The 17,012-nt window shown below is 72.1% G+C and carries 17 protein-coding genes; 3 read left to right on the top strand and 14 right to left on the bottom strand.

Annotation, left to right across the window (positions count from 1 at the left end; genetic code table 11):
- The 5 genes from AB0H84_RS36165 to AB0H84_RS36145 all read right to left on the bottom strand — a co-directional run bounded on the left by AB0H84_RS36165 (window position 1) and on the right by AB0H84_RS36145 (window position 4,862).
- The gene (locus tag AB0H84_RS36165; protein ID WP_357614653.1) at window positions 1-321 is read right to left on the bottom strand and encodes a non-heme iron oxygenase ferredoxin subunit; all 321 of its coding nucleotides are present in this window, start codon (window positions 319-321) and stop codon (window positions 1-3) included.
- On the bottom strand, window positions 318-1,442 hold the full coding sequence (gene sufD / locus AB0H84_RS36160; protein ID WP_357614650.1) for a Fe-S cluster assembly protein SufD: 1,125 nt from the start codon (window positions 1,440-1,442) through the stop codon (window positions 318-320). The genes AB0H84_RS36165 and sufD overlap by 4 nt, the downstream gene beginning before the upstream one ends.
- Complete coding sequence (sufB, locus tag AB0H84_RS36155) at window positions 1,442-2,854, bottom strand: Fe-S cluster assembly protein SufB (protein ID WP_357614647.1); 1,413 nt, start codon at window positions 2,852-2,854, stop codon at window positions 1,442-1,444. Before sufB ends, sufD begins: the two co-directional genes overlap by 1 nt.
- Window positions 2,851-3,549, bottom strand: a complete 699-nt coding sequence (locus tag AB0H84_RS36150) for a helix-turn-helix domain-containing protein (RefSeq protein WP_357614947.1) — start codon at window positions 3,547-3,549, stop codon at window positions 2,851-2,853. Before AB0H84_RS36150 ends, sufB begins: the two co-directional genes overlap by 4 nt.
- Window positions 3,550-3,644: 95 nt before the next feature.
- Entirely contained in the window at window positions 3,645-4,862 is a 1,218-nt protein-coding gene (locus AB0H84_RS36145) for a multidrug effflux MFS transporter (protein ID WP_357614644.1), read from the bottom strand.
- Window positions 4,863-5,074: 212 nt separating this feature from the next.
- Here AB0H84_RS36145 and AB0H84_RS36140 point away from each other — a divergent pair, with 212 nt between their 5' ends.
- Both AB0H84_RS36140 and AB0H84_RS36135 read left to right on the top strand, forming a co-directional pair.
- Entirely contained in the window at window positions 5,075-5,983 is a 909-nt protein-coding gene (locus tag AB0H84_RS36140; protein ID WP_357614641.1) for an ABC transporter ATP-binding protein, read from the top strand.
- Complete coding sequence (locus tag AB0H84_RS36135) at window positions 5,980-6,762, top strand: ABC transporter permease (protein ID WP_357614638.1); 783 nt, start codon at window positions 5,980-5,982, stop codon at window positions 6,760-6,762. Before AB0H84_RS36140 ends, AB0H84_RS36135 begins: the two co-directional genes overlap by 4 nt.
- 205 nt (window positions 6,763-6,967) lie before the next feature.
- Here the strand turns inward: AB0H84_RS36135 and AB0H84_RS36130 are convergent, their stop codons facing one another.
- Window positions 6,968-8,161, bottom strand: coding sequence for an MFS transporter (locus tag AB0H84_RS36130; RefSeq protein WP_357614635.1), 1,194 nt, complete (start codon window positions 8,159-8,161; stop codon window positions 6,968-6,970).
- Window positions 8,162-8,259: 98 nt separating this feature from the next.
- Between AB0H84_RS36130 and AB0H84_RS36125 the strand changes: the two genes are divergently transcribed.
- Window positions 8,260-9,174: an EamA family transporter gene (locus tag AB0H84_RS36125; RefSeq protein WP_357614632.1), complete on the top strand. Its 915-nt coding sequence runs from the start codon at window positions 8,260-8,262 to the stop codon at window positions 9,172-9,174.
- 287 nt (window positions 9,175-9,461) lie between these two features.
- Here the strand turns inward: AB0H84_RS36125 and AB0H84_RS36120 are convergent, their stop codons facing one another.
- The 8 genes from AB0H84_RS36120 to AB0H84_RS36085 all read right to left on the bottom strand — a co-directional run bounded on the left by AB0H84_RS36120 (window position 9,462) and on the right by AB0H84_RS36085 (window position 17,000).
- Window positions 9,462-10,130 (bottom strand): GntR family transcriptional regulator, encoded by a 669-nt coding sequence (locus tag AB0H84_RS36120; RefSeq protein ID WP_357614629.1) that lies wholly within the window; start codon window positions 10,128-10,130, stop codon window positions 9,462-9,464.
- A gap of 102 nt (window positions 10,131-10,232) precedes the next feature.
- Window positions 10,233-11,171: an ornithine cyclodeaminase family protein gene (locus AB0H84_RS36115; protein WP_357614626.1), complete on the bottom strand. Its 939-nt coding sequence runs from the start codon at window positions 11,169-11,171 to the stop codon at window positions 10,233-10,235.
- Complete coding sequence (locus AB0H84_RS36110; protein WP_357614623.1) at window positions 11,168-12,139, bottom strand: proline racemase family protein; 972 nt, start codon at window positions 12,137-12,139, stop codon at window positions 11,168-11,170. Before AB0H84_RS36110 ends, AB0H84_RS36115 begins: the two co-directional genes overlap by 4 nt.
- Entirely contained in the window at window positions 12,136-13,137 is a 1,002-nt protein-coding gene (locus tag AB0H84_RS36105) for a proline racemase family protein (protein WP_357614620.1), read from the bottom strand. Before AB0H84_RS36105 ends, AB0H84_RS36110 begins: the two co-directional genes overlap by 4 nt.
- Window positions 13,134-14,057, bottom strand: a complete 924-nt coding sequence (locus tag AB0H84_RS36100) for a dihydrodipicolinate synthase family protein (RefSeq protein ID WP_357614617.1) — start codon at window positions 14,055-14,057, stop codon at window positions 13,134-13,136. Before AB0H84_RS36100 ends, AB0H84_RS36105 begins: the two co-directional genes overlap by 4 nt.
- Window positions 14,054-15,622: an NAD(P)/FAD-dependent oxidoreductase gene (locus tag AB0H84_RS36095; RefSeq protein ID WP_357614614.1), complete on the bottom strand. Its 1,569-nt coding sequence runs from the start codon at window positions 15,620-15,622 to the stop codon at window positions 14,054-14,056. The genes AB0H84_RS36100 and AB0H84_RS36095 overlap by 4 nt, the downstream gene beginning before the upstream one ends.
- Window positions 15,619-15,861, bottom strand: coding sequence for a (2Fe-2S)-binding protein (locus AB0H84_RS36090; protein WP_344995175.1), 243 nt, complete (start codon window positions 15,859-15,861; stop codon window positions 15,619-15,621). Before AB0H84_RS36090 ends, AB0H84_RS36095 begins: the two co-directional genes overlap by 4 nt.
- Entirely contained in the window at window positions 15,858-17,000 is a 1,143-nt protein-coding gene (locus AB0H84_RS36085; protein ID WP_357614611.1) for an FAD-binding oxidoreductase, read from the bottom strand. The genes AB0H84_RS36090 and AB0H84_RS36085 overlap by 4 nt, the downstream gene beginning before the upstream one ends.
- Window positions 17,001-17,012 lie beyond the last annotated feature (12 nt).

Raw genomic sequence — 17,012 nt, 5'->3', positions numbered from 1 at the left:
TCATGACTCCTTCGAGAGCGAGACGAGGACGTCATCGCCGTCGATCTTGACTGTGTAGACGTTCACGGGCTGGGTCGCGGGCGGGCCTGTGGGCTTGCCGGAGCGCACGTCGAAGCACGAGCCGTGCAGCCAGCACTCCAGTGTGCCGTCGTAGACCTCGCCCTCGCTGAGCTTCACCTCGGCGTGCGAGCAGACGTCGTGCAGGGCGAACACCTCGTTGCCCTTGCGCACGAGCGCCACCGGCGCCTCGCCGACCTCCACCCCGATGACACCCCCGTCGGGGATGTCGTCGAGCTTGCACACCTTCTCGAACGAACTCATCGCGCGAGCTCCGCCTCCACGGCGCTCAGCACGCGCTCGCGGATCTCCTCGATCTGGATCTTCTCGATGAGCTGGCCGAGGAAGCCCCGGATGACCAGGCGGCGGGCCTCGTCGTAGGGGATGCCGCGGGCCTGGAGGTAGAAGATGTGCTCGTCGTCGAGCCGGCCGGAGGCGGAGGCGTGCCCCGCCCCGGCGACCTCGCCGGTGAGGATCTCCAGGTTGGGCACCGAGTCGGCGCGGGCGCCGTCGGTCAGGATGAGGTTGCGGTTGAGCTCGTAGGTGTCGGTGCCCTCGGCCTCGACCCTGATGATCACGTCGCCGATCCAGACGGCGTGCGCGCGCTCGCCCTGCAGCGCGCCGCGGTAGTCGACGTTGCTCTTGCAGTGCGGCTGCGAGTGGTCCACCAGCAGGCGGTGCTCCAGGTGCTGCCCGGTGTCGACGAAGTAGACACCCGACAGGTCGGCGTCGCCGCCGGGAGCGGTGTAGGACACGCTGGGCGACAGGCGTACGAGGTCGCCGCCGAGCGTCACCACGAAGCTCTGGAACGTCGCGTCCTTGGCGAGCTGGGCGTGGTGGTGCGAGACGTGGACGGCGTCGTCGTCCCAGTCCTGCAGGCTGACGACCTTGAGCGAGGCGCCGTCGCCGACGACGAACTCGATGTTGTCGGCGTAGACCGCGCTGCCCTCGTGCTGGATGATCACGGTGGCCTGCGCCAGGGGCTCGACCACGATCACGGTGTGGCCATAGGCTGCACCGTCGCCGCCTCGCCCCTTTACCTGGATGGAGATGACCTCGGCGAGCTCGGCCTCCTTGGGCACGGTGACGACCAGCGCCTCCTCGAAGGAGGTGTACGCCTGTGCGCTGACGCGGTCGGCGGGCACGTACGCCTTGCCGATGCGCTCGTCGTCACGGCCGACGGTCTCCACCCGCACGCCCTCAGGGGCGAACGCCACGGCGACGACCTTGCCGTTGGCCTCCGCCTTGCCGTTGTGCAGGCCCTTCAGGCGCGAGAGCGGCGTGAAGCGCCACGCCTCCTCGCGCCCGGTCGGGACGTCGAAGTCGGCCAGGTCGAACGACGCCTTCTCGTGCAGGGTCGACAGGGGCTTCTCGTTCAGGCCCATCAGCCGACGGCTCCTTCCATCTGCAGCTCGATCAGCCGGTTGAGCTCGAGCGCGTACTCCATGGGCAGCTCACGCGCGATCGGCTCCACGAAGCCGCGCACGATCATCGCCATCGCCTCGTCCTCGTCGAGCCCGCGGCTCATGAGGTAGAACAGCTGGTCCTCGCTGACCTTGGAGACCGTGGCCTCGTGACCCATCTTGACGTCGTCCTCGCGGACGTCGACGTACGGGTAGGTGTCGGAGCGGCTGATCTGGTCGACCAGCAGGGCGTCGCACTTGACGGTGCTGGCGCTGCCGTGGGCGCCCTCCTCGATCTGCACGAGACCGCGGTAGGAGGTGCGGCCGCCGCCGCGCGCCACCGACTTGGAGATGACGCTGGAGCTGGTGTTGGGCGCCAGGTGCACCATCTTGGAGCCGGCGTCCTGGTGCTGGCCCTCGCCCGCGAACGCGACGCTCAGCGTCTCGCCCTTGGCGTGCTCGCCCATCAGGTAGACGGCCGGGTACTTCATCGTGACCTTGGAGCCGATGTTGCCGTCGATCCACTCCATGGTCGCGCCCTCGTACGCCACGGCGCGCTTGGTGACCAGGTTGTAGACGTTGTTCGACCAGTTCTGGATGGTCGTGTAACGGCAGCGGGCGTTCTTCTTCACGATGATCTCGACGACCGCGCTGTGCAGCGAGTCGCTGGAGTAGATCGGCGCGGTGCAGCCCTCGACGTAGTGGACGTAGCTGTTCTCGTCCACGATGATCAGGGTCCGCTCGAACTGGCCCATGTTCTCGGTGTTGATCCGGAAGTACGCCTGGAGCGGAATCTCGACCTCGACGTTCGGCGGCACGTAGATGAACGAGCCACCGGACCACACGGCGGTGTTGAGCGCGGCGAACTTGTTGTCGCCCACCGGGATGACCGACCCGAAGTACTCCTGGAAGAGCTCCGGGTGCTCCTTCAGGCCCGTGTCGGTGTCGAGGAAGATGACGCCCTTCTCCTCGAGGTCCTCACGGATCTTGTGGTAGACGACCTCGGACTCGTACTGGGCGGCGACACCGGCGATGAGGCGCTGCTTCTCCGCCTCGGGGATGCCGAGCTTGTCGTAGGTGTTCTTGATGTCGGGGGGCAGCTCGTCCCAGGAAGCGGCCTGCTTCTCGGTGGAGCGCACGAAGTACTTGATGTTGTCGAAGTCGATGGCGCTGAGGTCAGAGCCCCAGGTGGGCAGCGGCTTCCGGTCGAACAGGCGGAGGCCCTTCAGGCGAAGGTCGAGCATCCACTCCGGCTCGTTCTTCAGAGCGGAGATGTTGCGGACGACCTCCTCGGACAGGCCTCGCTTGGCCGCCGCGCCCGCGGCATCCGGGTCGGCCCAGCCGAACTTGTAATTCCCGAGGCCTTCCAGCTCCGGGCGGTCGGTGACAGTCACCTTCCGGTCTCCTTGCTCTTGTCTCTATGTGCGGATTCACCCAGCGACTGTGGGCTCACATGTGTCGTGCAGACCCCGTCGCCGTGGGCGATCGTGGCCAGGCGCTGCACCGGGGTGCCGAGCAGCTGCGCGAACGCCTCCGTCTCGGCCTCGCAGAGCTGCGGGAACTCCGCAGCCGCGTGTGCCACCGGGCAGTGATGCTGGCAGAGCTGGTCGCCACCGGACTTGGCCTTGCTGGCCGAGGCGGCGTACCCCTCCGCCGACAGCGCCTGCGCCAGCACCTGAACGCGCTGGTCCGCCGGCACCGTCCGCATGACCGGCTCCAGCCGCGTCAGCAGGCCAGAGACCTGCGAGCGGGCGAAGTCGGCCACCGCTTGCTCTCCCATGTGCTCGCCGATGTAGCGCAACGCGCTCTCGGCGAGGTCGTCATAGGCGTGCACGAAGGCACTGCGCCCCGCGTCGGTGATGGCGAACAGCTTGGCCGGCCGTCCGCGCCCGCGCTGTCCGCGCGGCCTCACCATGCGAGGCTCTATCATCCCGTCAGCCAGCAGCGCGTCGAGGTGACGGCGCACGGCGGCCGGCGTGAGCCCGAGCCGCTCGCCCAGTGCGGCGGCCGCGACGGGACCATGCTCGAGGATCAGCCTGGCCACGCGGGCACGCGTGGTGCGCTCGCTTCCCGGCTCGATCCCTGGCATGTTTTTCACAACATCAGTGTGCCGTAATTCCTTCCCGCTGCACAAACGGATCCGAGCAGCTCGAGGATGGAATTTCTCACGCAGGGTAGGCTTACCTAACCCTTCCGCAGGAAGGTGAAGGCCAGGCTCGAGCAGAAGATGAGCCCGAGCATCACGCAGGCCATGGGCACGGCGCTGCCGGCGCCCACGAGGCCGACCAGCGGGGCGGCGCAGGCGCCCAGCGCGAACTGCAGCACGCCGAGCAGGGCGGACGCGCTGCCCGCGACCTGCGCCGGCTGGCTCGCCAGCGCCAGCGCGCCGGTGCCGGGCATGACGAGGCCCTGGCCGAGCATGATGACGAACAGCCCGCCCACGATGCCCCACAGACCGAGCCCGGTGAGCGCGGCGGCCAGCAGCAGCGAGGCGCCGGCCAGCGCGACGACGAGCCCCGTGACCACCAGGGTAACCGGCGGCACCCGTCCCGACAGCCGGCCGCCGAGCTGGGCCATGGCGGTCAGGCCGAAGGCGTTGAGCCCGAAGATGAGCGAGTACTGGGCGGGCGTGGCGCCGTACACCTCCTGGAGCACGAACGGCGAGCCGGAGATGTAGCCGAACATCGCCGCGAACGCCAGCCCCGCGGTGAGCGCGGAGCCCATGAAGGCGCGGTCGCGCAGAAGCTTCCAGAACGTGCCGACGGTGTGCTTGAGCCCGCCGCTCTCGCGCTCGGCGGCGGGCAGCGTCTCGCGCACACCCGACAGCACCAGCATCAGCAGCGCCACCCCGGCGACGCTGAGCGCCACGAACACGCCGCGCCACGAGGTGAAGGCCAGCAGCTGCGCCCCCGCGATGGGCGCGAGGATCGGCGCCAGCCCGCTGACCAGCATGAGCGTGGCGAAGATGCGGGCGATGGCGGCGCCGTCGTAGAGGTCGCGGACGACCGCCCGCACGATGACCAGCGCCGCGCCGCCCAGCATGCCCTGCAGCAGGCGGAAGGCGATCAGCATGGGCACCGAGGGCGCGAACGCGCACAGCAGCGAGGCCACCATGAACCCGGCCACGCCCACGATCAGCGGCACCCTCCTGCCGCGCACGTCGCTCACCGGGCCGGCGATCACCTGGCCGACCGAAACCCCGATGAGGCAGGCGGTGAGGGTGAGCTGGACCTGCGCGGGCGAGCTGAGCATCTCGGAGGTGATGGCGGGCAGCGCCGGCAGGTACATGTCGATGGAGAGCGGGCCGATCGCCGAAAGAGCTCCCAGGATCACCAGCAGCAGGGTGCGGCGATCCCTCCTCTGCTCCACGGCGACGGCGGTCGTGACTTCTGCCACGGACATGCGTGATCCCTTTCCCTCGCGGCCGGCGGCCCACGAGGGCCGAGGGATCAAACCAGGTTCCGGTCCTCCGAATTCCCGGTCATCAGATATTTCTGATGACCGGGTCAAGGGCGCTCCAAATCAGGCCATATCTTTCCAGGGTCCTCCCAGGACGTACTTCTGAGGCTCACCTGCGGCCCGGACCGCGTGACCCAGTCCCTAAACTCGTGGCCATGGAATCCCCAGCCGTCGAGATCATCGACCTGGTCAAACGTTACGGCGGCACCACCGCCGTGGACGGCCTCACGCTGCGCGCCGCGCGCGGCGCGGTCACCGCCGTGCTCGGGCCCAACGGCGCGGGCAAGACGTCCACGGTCGAGATCTGCGAGGGGTTCCGCAGGGCCGACGCGGGCACGGTCCGCGTGCTCGGGCTCGCGCCCACGCTGCCGGAGCTGCGGCCGCGGGTGGGGATCATGCTCCAGTCGGGCGGTGTGCCGCCGGCGATGCGCTGCGGCGAGTGGCTGCGGCTGGTCTCGCGCTTCTACGCCCATCCGCTCGACGCCGGGGCCCTGCTGTCGCGGCTGGGGCTGGCCGATCACGTACGCACCCCCTACCGGCGGATGTCGGGCGGGCAGCAGCAGCGGCTGTCGCTGGCCGCGGCCGTCGTCGGACGCCCCGAGCTGGTCTTCCTCGACGAGCCGACGGCCGGGCTCGACCCGCAGGCCCGGCACGCCTGCTGGGAGCTGGTCGGCGAGCTGCGCGGGGCGGGCGTGTCGGTCGTGCTGACCACCCACCACATGGACGAGGCCGAGCGCCTGGCGGACCACGTGGTGATCATCGACAAGGGCCGGGTGGTGGCCGAGGGCACCCCGGCCTCGCTGACGGGGGCCGAGCGGCAGCTCCGCTTCCGCGCCCGGCCGGGGCTGGCGCTGGAGGAGCTGCTCAACGCGCTCCCCGCGGGCAGCGCGGCCAAGGAGTCGCCCGCCGGGCACTACATCATCGAGGGCCATGTCGGCCCCGAGCTGCTGGCCACGGTGACGGCCTGGTGCGCGGCGGAGGGCGTCACCGCCGACGACCTGCGCATCGAGCGCCGCACCTTGGAGGACGTCTTCCTGGAGCTGACAGGGAGGGAGCTGCGATGACAGGCACCGGGCAGGTCGCACTCGACTTCACCCCCGCGCCGGGGGCCGCGCCGTTCCCGCGCATGGTCCTCGCCCAGGCGGGCGCGGAGATCCGGGCGATGCTGCGCAACGGCGAGCAGCTGCTGCTCACCATGGTCATCCCGGTGCTGCTGCTGGCCGGCTTCTCGCTGGCGCCGCTGGTCGACGTCGGGGGCGGCCGACGGGTCGACTTCCTGGTGCCGGGCGTGCTGGCGCTGGCCGTCATGTCCACGGCCTTCACCGGCCAGGCCATCGCGACCGGCTTCGAGCGCCGCTACGGCGTGCTCAAGCGGCTGGGCGCGACCCCGCTGTCCAGGGCCGGGCTCATGCTCGCCAAGACCACCGCCGTCGTGGCCGTCGAGGTCATCCAGGCCGCGGTCATCGTGGCCGTCGGGCTGGCGCTGGGGTGGCGGCCGCACGGGTCGTTCCTGAGCGCGGCGCTGCTGATCGTGCTGGGGACGGCGGCCTTCAGCGGGCTCGGGCTGCTCATGGCGGGCACGCTGCGCGCGGAGGCCACCCTGGCCGCGGCCAACCTCGTCTACCTGGTCCTGCTGGGCGCCGGCGGGGTGATCTTCCCGCTCTCGAAGTTTCCCCACGGCATGCGGCAGGCCCTGGAGGTGCTGCCCATCTCGGCCCTGACCGGCGGCCTGCGCGCGGTGTTCGCCCAGGGTGCCGCCCTGCCAATCGGCCCGCTTGCCGTACTTGCGGCGTGGGCGGTGCTGTCCCTGGGCTTGGTTTCCCGCACCTTCCGCTGGGATTGACGCGCTCTCCGGCGGGATGCCGAAGATTCAGCCTGTGCTGCGGATCCAACACTTCTGCGGCTTCCTGCTTCACCGACCTGAGCCACCGAGATGGTCTTACCTGGTCTCCACAGGCTTGCGAGCTTTAGGGCTCCGTTCCCGCCCGTCCGGCGGTACCTGACCTGGTCAACGTACCAGCTGCCATTCTGCCTTGGCGGCGAAACGGCTATTCCGTACGGCCGTAGCGGCGCCTGGTGAGCGCGGCCACCGCGGTCAGCGGGATCGCGGCGCCGGCCGCCAGGCCGAACAGCAGGGCGTAGCTGCCCTGCTCGGCCAGCGGCCCGGCCGCCCACGACGAGACCGCGCTGCCGACGAAGAGCGCGCAGGCGAAGAACGCGATGGTGGTGCCCCTCGCCTCGGGCACCACCGAGGTGGCCCACGTCTGCAGCGAGGAGTGCAGGAACGACCAGCCGCCCCCGAGCAGCAGCGCCGTGACGGCCACGGTGGCCATGCTGACGTGCACGGAGACGAGCGCGAACCCGGCGGTGAGCTGCGCGCCGCCCACCGTCATCAGCGCGGGAGCGGGCCAGCGCCCCGCCAGCCGCTTGACGAGCTTCGAGAACGACCACAGGCCCAGTCCGTACGCGGTGATGGCGAGCCCGGCCACGGCCGCGGCGTACCCGGTGTGCTCCAGCGCGGTGGCCAGGAACGGCATGGCGCCCAGCATGATCGCGCCTTCGACGAAGGCCAGCCCGAACACCAGCAGCGCCCAGCCGTGCCCGAGCACCGCGCCCAGGTACCGGGCCGCCCCGAGCCCCTGGCCGGTAGCCGGGCCGTCGAGGCGGAACCGGGGCGGCTCCGGCAGCGAGCCGAGCGTGAGCGCGCAGGCCAGGGCGCAGGCGGCGGGCACGGTGAAGGCCACCCGCCAGTCCACCAGGCCCGCGAGCACCCCGCCCAGCCCGGTGGCCAGGGCCGTGCCGAGCGCCGCGGCGGCCATCAGGTCGGTCAGCGCGCGCTGCCGTACCGAGGGCTGGACGGTGTCGCCCACGTACGTCAGCCCGGTGGGGATCACCGCGCCGAAGCAGGCGCCGGTCACCACCCTGGCCACCACCAGCGCCCCGAGCACCGGCATCAGCGCCGAGGCCACCCCCGCCACCGCCGCGCCGAACAGCGCCCCGCGCATCACCCGCACCCGCCCGAACCGGTCCGACAGCAGCCCCCACACCGGCTGCGTCAACCCGTAGGCCAGGTAGTAGCCGCTGGCGGCCGCGACGGCGGCGGAGAGCGGGACGTCCAGGTCCACCGCGATGAGCACGAGCATGGGGCTCACGGCGAAGCGGTCGAAGCTGCTGACGAACGAGGCCACGGACAGGGCCAGCGGCGGCCGGGCGAGGCTCACGGGCGAGCCGGAGGCTTTCATGCGTCCAATGATCCAGCAGACCGTAGTAACACCTTATGTCGGGAATGTCGTGCTGCCTCAGTACGCTCTGACCTGTCATCCCACTGCATTGGAGTCCCGTGACCGCCTTCGCCCTCGACGATCCCTTCGATCGCCGCTCCGGCCTCCCCAGACCAGGAAGCCTGCTGCGCGGTGCCGCCGACTCGATCCCGCCCTCCGGGCTCGTGCTGCTGGGGATCGTCTCCGTGCAGCTGGGCGCCGGGTTCGCCAAGGAGCTGTTCGCGGCCCTGCCGCCGAGCGCGGTGGTCTTCCTGCGGATCGGGGCCGGGGCGCTGATCATGGGGGCGTTCGTCCGGCCCCGGCTGAAGGGCCTGTCCTGGCGCGACTGGGCGGTGGGGATCGGGTTCGGGCTGACGCTCGCCGTCATGAACCTGGTCTTCTACGAGGCGCTGGCGCGGCTGCCGATGGGGATCGCGGTGGCCATCGAGTTCCTGGGGCCCCTGGGCGTGGCCGTGGCGGCCTCGCGGCGCAGGATCGACCTGCTGTGGGTCGGGCTGGCGGGCGCGGGCGTGGCGCTCCTGGCGCCGTGGGGGCAGTCGGCGTCGGTGAGCTGGCTCGGCATCGGGTTCGCGATGGTGGCCGGGGCCTGCTGGGCCGGGTACATCCTGCTGTCGGCGGCGGCCGGGCGGCACTTCCCCGGCACCACCGGGCTGTCGTTCGCGATGATCGTGTCGGCTCTCGTGGTCGCTCCGGTCGGCATCACGACCGGCGGGACGGAGCTGCTGCAGCCGGAGCTGCTGCTGATCGGGCTGGGCGTGGGGCTGCTGTCGTCGGTGATCCCGTACTCGCTGGAGCTGCACGCGCTGCGGCGGATGCCCAAGCACGTGTTCGGCATCCTGATGAGCCTGGAGCCGGCGGTGGCGGCGCTGATCGGGGTGCTGCTGCTCAGCGAGGTCCTGCACGCGCAGCAGTGGGCGGCGATCATCTGCATCGTGGCCGCCAGCCTGGGCTCGACCCGGCGGCGCAAGCTCTAGCGGGAGTGGCGTGCCGCCGCGCGCCCGTGGGATGGGGTCTCGGGCGCGCGGCGGGGGGCTCGGCTCTCGGTGGGCGGGTGTGCCGAGCCCATGGAAGGTCAGCGGAGTGCGGGTGTCCGCTTGACCAGGCATACGCCATCCACCGCAATCGGTGGTGGCCGGTCCGCTGGGGACCAGGACGACGGGGCCGCCGGCGGACGTCCTCGGCGTCGCTCATCCGGCCCGCCTTGAGATTACCGCGATCGACCGCTTCGCGATCCCCAAATGTCAGAACTTAGGGCACTGTTTCAGTGTTCGGCCCAAATGCCGCGTACGTGACCGATGTGTTCGACCATGATGTGGCCGACGGCCTCGCTGTCGCCGTTCTTGAGCGCGTCGAGCAGCTGGAGGTGCTCCCTGGCCGAGTCGCCGAGCGTGCCCCGCTCGGCGAGCTGGGACAGGCCGTAGAGCCTGGCCCTGTTACGCAGGTCGCGCACCACCTCCACCAGGTGGCCGTTGCCCGCCAGGGTCAGCAGCTCGACGTGGAAGCGCAGGTCGGCGTCCACGTACGCGAGCAGGTCGCCGCCCTCGGCGGCCGAGACGATCTCCTCGGCGATGGGCCTGAGCCGCTCGAACTCCTCCGCCCGCGAGCTGTCGGCCAGCCTGGCCACGGTGGGCACCTCGATGAGCTGGCGGATCTCGGTGAGCTCGTCGAGGTCGCGGTCGGACAGCTCGGTCACCCTGAAGCCCTTGTTGCGCACCGCCTCGACCAGGCCCTCCTTGGCGAGGTCGAGCATGGCCTCGCGGACCGGTGTGGCCGAGACGCCGAACTGGGCGGCCAGCACCGGCGCGGAGTAGACCACCCCCGGCCGCATCTCACCGGTGATCAGCGCGGCACGCAGCGCCTGCGACACCTGTTCGCGCAGGCTCTGCCGCTCTCCCACCATCGGCAGGTCGAGCCGCTCCTCGGCAGCCATCCGCCCATCCCTTCCCTGCTCATAAGAGACCTGCTCACCAGCCGGCCGTCGTCCCACTGTCACGCCCCGGCCGAGACCGTGGCGGCCGTACGCGCAGCTTTCTCACGAGATCCACGCCTCGTAAGCGGCGGCCGCGACCACGAGGTCCTCCCACGCCATGCCCGTGCTCTTGAACACGCGCGGCCCGGTGCCGGCGACGACCCTGCCCGCCACGAGGTCGGCGAGGTTCCCGGCAAGATGGCCAGCGGTGATCGTACCCTCGTGGATCGGGATGAGCACATCCCCCGCCTCCTCGAGGGCGGCCGCCCTGGCCTCGACGACCACGGTGGCGCGGGCGACGAGGTCGCCGTCGAGCTCGCGGGCGCCGGGCTCGTGCGAGCCGACCGCGACGACGGTGACGCCGTCGCGGGCGAGCTTACCCGGGAACAGCGGCTCCCTGGCCGTCGTGCAGCACACGACGATGTCAGCGGCTGCCACCGCTTCGGACACCGCCTCCTGGGACCCGGCGCGCGCGGTCAGGCCGATCGCGCGGCAGCGGGCGGCCAGCGCCTCCGCGCGGCCCGGGTCGCGCCCGATCACCGTCACGTCCGTCACCGGCCGCACCTCCCGCAGCGCCAGCACGTGCCCCCACGCCTGCGGCCCGCTCCCGAACACCACCAGCCGCCGGGCCTCCCCGGCAGCCAGATGACTGACGGCCAGGGCGGAGACGGCGGGGGTGCGGAGCGAGGTGAGCGCGATCCCGTCCAGGGCCGCGAGCGGGGCCAGGGTTTCGCCGTCGAACAGCAGGTACGTCCCCTGGATCCGGGGCAGCTCCCGATCGGGGTTGCCCGGCGCGATGGTGACGGCCTTCACCCCCGCGTACCGCCCGGCCGCGGCCGGCATGAGCAGGAGCTGCCCGGCGGGCACGTCCACGATCGGCCGCTGCGGCGTGGCCTCGGGGTCGAGTCCCGCCCGCAGGGCGTCCTCCAGGATCCGCACGGCCCGCCCCATGGGCACCAGCCGCTCCAGCGTGGCGGCGTCGAGATACGGCAGAGCGGTCATCGCAGCGTGAACCCCGATCCCAGTGGGTCGTCGGGATCGAGCTCGAAGGCGTGCCGCCCCGTCCGGTACGCCATGCCCTCGATCTCCGGCACGACCCCGTGGTCGAGGACCTCGGCCACCCGCGCGCGGAAGGTGCTCCCGACGATGCTGTCGTGGATCAGCGGCCCGCGCAGCCCCGCGTCGTGCAGCAGCGCCAGCCGGGCCGCCGTGCCGGAGCCGCACGGCGAGCGGTCCACCTCCCCGTCGGCGAACACCGTCACATTCCGCTGATGAGCCACGCCGTCCACGTCCGGCAGCTCGTCGTAGAAGATCACCCCGTAGACGCCGGACAGCCGGTCGTCGGAGGGATGCCGGGTGGCCGGGTGGCCGACCAGGTCGGCCTTGATCCGGCGGGCGTGGCCGATGAGCGCCGTCAGGTGCCGGGGCTCCACGGACAGGCCCAGCGCCCGGGCGGGCACGGACACGTAGACGGCGCCGCCGTACGAGACATCGACCTTCGTCCCGCCGGCCGCCACGTCACGTGCCAGCACGTACGAGGGCACGCTGACGAACGTCACGCCGCGCACCCGCCCGCCGGAGCAGCGCACCCGCGCCGTGACGCGCCCGGACGGCACGTCGACGACCACGTCCGTCTCCCCCTCGGGATCCGCCGCGACCAGCCCCTCCTGCACGGCGTAGGCGCCCAGCGCGATGGTGCCGTGGCCGCAGGCGGTGGAGAAGCCGTCCTTGTGCCAGAACAGCGCCCCGAACAGGGCTCCGGGGTCGTCCGGCGGGACGAGGAAGCAGCCGTACATGTCGGCGTGCCCGCGCGGCTCGTGGCAGAGCAGCCGCCGCACGTCGTCGAACTCGGACTCCGCCATGGCGGCGGCCCGCCGGGAGAGCACGTCGGCCCCCGGGATCTCGGGCACGCCGCCGGTGACGATCCTGAACGGCTCGCCGCCCGTGTGATAGTCGACAGTCGTAATCACAGTTCGAATCCGGCGGGGAACGGGTCGCGCGGGTCGAGGAAGTACTGGGCGGTGCCGGTGATCCAGGCCCGGCCGGTGATGGACGGCAGGATGGCCGGCGCGCCACCCACGGTGGTCTCCTCCAGGACCCTGCCGATGAACCGGGTCCCGATGAACGACTCGTTCACGAAGTCCCGGCCGACCGGCAGCTCGCCACGGGCGTGCAGCTGCGCCATGCGGGCGCTGGTGCCGGTGCCGCACGGCGAGCGGTCGAACCAGCCGGGGTGGATGGCCATGGCGTGCCGTGAGTGGTGGGCGTCGGAGCCGGGAGCGGCGAAGTAGACGTGGTGGCAGCCGCGGATGCGGTCGTCCTCGCGGTGCACGGGCTCGTCGGCCGCGTTGATGGCCTCCATGGTGGCCAGGCCGGCGGCGAGGATCTCGTTCTTGGCCTTGCGGTCGAAGGGCAGGCCGTAGGAGTCGAGGTTGACGATGGCGTAGAAGTTGCCGCCGTACGCCAGGTCGTACGGGATCTCCCCGAACCCGGGCACCTTCACGACGGCGTCGAGCCGGTCGCTGTAGGAGGGCACGTTGCGCAGCGTCACCGACATGGCCTGGCCGTCCTCGACGGCCACGTCCACCTCGACGAGGCCGGCGGGCACCTCCAGGCGCACGGTGGTGACCGGCTCGACGACCTCCACCATGCCGGTCTCGACGAGCACGGTGGCCACGCCGATGGTGCCGTGCCCGCACATCGGCAGCAGCCCGGACACCTCGATGAACAGCACGCCGTAGTCGGCGTCCGGCCTGGTGGGCGGCTGCAGGATGGCGCCGCTCATGGCGGAGTGGCCGCGCGGCTCGGTCATCAGCAGGGTGCGGATGTGGTCGAGGTTGTCGCGGAAGTAGACGCGCCGCTCAGCCATGCTGGCGCCGGGGATCACGCCGATCCCGCCGGTGATGACGCGGGTCGGCATGCCCTCGGTGTGGGAGTCGACGGCGTGGAAAACGCGCTTTGTCCTCATCGCAGCCCTTCTGCCAGTGCCTTCTCGGTCGCCGATCGCACGATAGCGGCCTGCTCGTCCGTCAGCGGCTGCCTGGGCTGCCTGCACGGCCCGCCGTGGCGGCCCGCGATGTCCATGGAGAGCTTGATGGCCTGGACGAACTCGGTCTTGGAGTCCCAGCGCAGCAGCGGGTGCAGGGTCCGGTAAAGGGGCAGCGCGGTCTCCAGGTCCCCGGCGACCGCCGCGCGGAAGAGCGCGACGTTGGAGGCGGGCAGCGCGTTGGGGTAGCCGGCGACCCAGCCCACCGCCCCGGCGATGGCGAGTTCGAGCAGCACGTCGTCGGAGCCGATCAGCAGGTCCAGCTCGGGGGCCAGCTCGGCGAGCTCGTACGCCCTGCGCACGTCCCCGCTGAACTCCTTGACCGCCACGATCAGCCCCTCCTCGTGCAGCTTGGCCAGCAGCGCGGGGGTCAGGTCGACCTTGGTGTCGTACGGGTTGTTGTAGGCCACGATCGGCACGCCCGCCTTGGCGACCTCGCGGTAGTGCTCGATGACGGCCCGCTCGTCGGCGCGGTAGGAGTTGGGCGGCAGCAGGAGCACCGAGCCGCAGCCCGCCTCACCGGCCTGCTCGGCCCAGCGGCGCGACTCCGCGGCGCCGTACGCGCCCGCTCCGGCCATCACGTTGCGCCCGCCGACGGCCTGCACGGCGGTCTCGATCACCTGGGCGCGCTCCTCCGGGCTGAGCGTCTGGTACTCGCCCAGCGATCCGTTCGGCACGACGCCGTCGCAGCCGTTCTCCACCAGCCAGCGGCAGTGCTCGGCGTAGGCGTCGAAATCGACGGACAGGTCGTCGCGCAGGGGCAGCGCTGTGGCGACCATGACGCCGTGCCAGGCCTTGCTGCGGTTCTCCATCGGGAAGTCCTCCATGTCAGGGGGGTTCATTGAGCGGTGGGATCGTCTGAGAGGTCGGCGAGGGCGCCGAGGGTGACGGGCTGGGCGATGGGGCGGCGGGGCGGCTGCGGCGGCTCGCCCGCCAGGCAGGAGACGGCGTAACCGCAGATGCGGCCCTGGCACCAGCCCATGCCGGGCCTGGCCAGCAGCTTGATCGAGCGCGCGTCGGTGGCGCCGAGGCGCTGCGCCTCACGCACCCGCGCCAGCGGCACCTCCTCGCACCGGCAGACCAGCGTGTCGTCACGCAGCCAGCCCTGCCAGCCGGGTTTGACGGGGTACGCGCGCTGCAGCGCCTCGCCGAAGGCCCGCCACCGCTGCCGCCGCCGCAGAAGCACCCCGGCCACGACTCCGGCACCCGCCGCGCCGCCATGACCGGTCTCACCAGTCACGGCTGTTGGGACCGCACCCACCTCGGCTCGGTCGGGCGTTCCCGCCACGGCTTCGCCGGACGCGGCTTCGCCCGCAGCGCTGCGGGCCTGCGCCGCCTCTCGGGCAGCCTCCTGCGCGGAGGGCACGGTGGACGAGGCGGACCCACCCCGCGAGGCGGGTACGGCGCGCGAGACGGGTGCCGCGGTGCGGGCGCGCCAGTCGGCGGCGATCGCCTGCCCCGCGATGCGGCCCTCCAGTTCCGACAGGCGCCAGCCGCCGACGCCCGTGGGCTCGCCGGCCGCCCAGACCCGGGCGACACTCGTGCGCTGGCCGGCGTCCACGGCCAGCACCGGGCTGCCGTCCACGTCGTGCCTGGTCTCGCAGCCGAGCTGCACGCCCAGGTCGATCTGCGGGACGAACCCGTAGCCGACGGCCACCGTGTCGCACTCGACGACGCGGGTGGCGAGAACGTTCCAGTCCTTGTCGAGGCGGGCCACGGTGACGGCCTCCACCTCGCGCTCGCCGTGCGCCGCCACGACCGCCCGGCGCGTCCGGTACGGCACCCGGTGCCGTACGAGGTCCGCCGCGTACCCGGCGGCCTCGCCGGCCTTGCCCAGGGCCAGGAGCGGACGCCTGGCCAGCCCGAGGCCGCCGTTGGCCTCGAACACCCCGAGCACCCGAGCCCCGGCCCCGGCCAGCCCGGAGGCCACGGGGAGCAGGAACGGCCCGGTGCCGGCGACCACGATCCGCCGCCCGGCGACGACGTCGTTGCCCTTGAGCAGCGCCTGCGCGCCGCCGGCCGTGAGCACGCCGGGCAGGTCCCATCCGGGGAACGGCAGCGGCCTGTCGTGCGCGCCGGTCGCGATGAGCACCCGCCGCGCCGCCACCGGGACCGCCGTACGGTCAGGGGCCGTGCAGTGCACGGTCAGATCGCCGTCCGGCTCGCGGGTGACGCTCCAGACCTGGTGCCGCAGCAGCAGGTCGGCGCGGGAGTCGAGGGCGCGCGCCAGTCGCAGGAACCGGTCGAGACCGGGCGCGGGCCGCGGGTCGGCGGAGTGGCGGAAGTACTGGCCGCCGAGCCGTGTGCCGGAGTCCACGAGCGCGACCCGCAGGCCGGCCTGCGCCGCCGTGAGCGCGCCCGCCACTCCGGCGGGCCCGCCCCCGATCACCACCAGGTCGTACGTCATGACGTGGTCACCTCGTCACCGGGCGCGGCCTCCACCAGGCAGGCCCGCTCGGGCGCCCGCCCGTTGACCGAGATGAGGCAGTCGAAGCAGACCCCGATCCCGCAGAACAGCCCGCGTGGCCGCCCGCCGAAGCGCGTGCTGCGCCACGAGCGCACGCCGGCGGCGTGCAGCGCGGCTCCGATCGTCTGGCCGGGGGTCACGGGGACAGGACGCCCGTCGATCGTGATGTGGAACGTCAAAGGGACTCCTCCGAGAAGCGATCCGGCCGGAAGGGCCGCAGGTCCAGGTCGGTCTCGGAGCCGGTGAGCACCTGGGCGAGCAGGTGGCCGGTCGCCGGGGCCAGCCCGATGCCCGCGCCCTCGTGCCCGCACGCGTGGTACAGCCCCGGCACCCGCGGATCGGCGCCGATGACGGGCAGGTGGTCGGGGCAGTACGGCCGGAACCCGCAGTACGACCTGATGGCCCGCACGTCGCGCAGCGCGGGGAACAGTGCCACCGCCTGCGCGGCCAGCCGGGCCAGCACCGGCACCGACATGGTCCGGTCGAAGCCGACCCGCTCCCTGCTGGCCCCGATGAGCACGGTCCCCGAGGGCGTGGCCTCCACGACGGCCGACGTCTCCAGGCCCTCCGAGTCGCTGGCCACGTTCGTGACGTAGGCGGCGGTGTAGACCTTGTGCCTGATCAGCAGCTCCGGAAGCGGCTCCGTGACCAGGATGAACCCGCGCCTGGGCAGGATCGGCAGGTCGACGCCCGCCATCGCGGCCACCTCGCCGCCCCACGTGCCCGCCGCGTTGATCACCGCGTCGCCGAGCACGTCGCCCTGCGAGGTGCGCACGCCCGTGATCCGGTCTCCTTCGCGGATGAACCCGGTCACCGCGGCCCCGAGGCGGAGGCGGAGCGTGCCCTGGCCGAAGCTCTCCGCGCCGTGCCTGAGCAGCCGCGCGGCGGCCAGCATCGGCTGCACCTGCGCGTCCTGCGGGTAGAACACCCCGCCCGCCAGGCCGTCGGCGAGGTGCGGCTCGTAGTCGCGCAGGGAGCCGGCGGGCACGAGGGTGTGCTCCACCTCCTGCTTGGCGGCGAGGCCGGTGAGCTGCCGCTGGACCTCGCCGGTCTCGGCGACGACCAGCCCGCCCTTGGCCTCGAACTCGAAGCCGCCGTGACCGGCCAACTCGCGCCACAGCCGGTTCGAGAGCACGGCGAGCTCCAGCTCGGGCCCCGGCTCCTTGTCGGACACCAGGATGTTGCCCTCACCCGAGCCGGTCGTGCCGCCCGCGACCGGGCCGCGATCGACCACGGTCACGTCGAGGCCCGCGCGCGCGGCGTAGTAGGCGCAGGCGGCGCCCACCACTCCGGCACCGACCACGATGACGTCGGACATCCATACCTCCCT

The sequence above is a fragment of the Nonomuraea sp. NPDC050786 genome (assembly GCF_040654115.1).
In the GTDB taxonomy this organism is placed as follows: Bacteria; Actinomycetota; Actinomycetes; order Streptosporangiales; family Streptosporangiaceae; genus Nonomuraea.
The sequence above is the reverse complement of the archived record's forward strand: the minus strand, read 5'-3'. Positions and strand labels throughout refer to the sequence as shown.